Here is a 331-nt window from a genome sequence, read left to right on the forward strand (position 1 = left end):
GACCGGGCACGGCATGCGCCGGCCCAGGCCCGGTGGGGTGGGCCCGGGTCGCGGGTGTGGTGGTCGGGGTGGCGGGCGGTTCGGTGGGGTGGTCAGTTCGTTGTGCGGCGGGCCTCGCGGTTGATCGCCCAGGCGTCGGCCACGGGGCCCAGGTGGCCGAGCTTGTCGGGGTTGGTCACCGAGCGGATGGTCCGGATCCGGCCGTCGAGGATGTCCAGCGTCCAGGTGTTGAGGATCTTGTTGTCCCGGTCGCGCAGGATCGCGCCGGGCTGGCCGTTGAGCTCGCGGGCCTCCACGACGCCGTCCACCCGGGCGAGCGTGGTGACCAGGG

At 74.0% G+C, this 331-nt stretch carries 1 pseudogene; it reads right to left on the reverse strand.

The window, feature by feature from the left end:
• Positions 1 to 92 precede the first annotated feature (92 nt).
• Positions 93 to 331: pseudogene (locus TN53_RS43425) on the reverse strand (RNA polymerase subunit sigma-24); the annotation flags it as partial.

Source organism: Streptomyces sp. WM6386 (assembly GCF_000972385.1).
Taxonomy (GTDB): domain Bacteria; phylum Actinomycetota; class Actinomycetes; order Streptomycetales; family Streptomycetaceae; genus Streptomyces.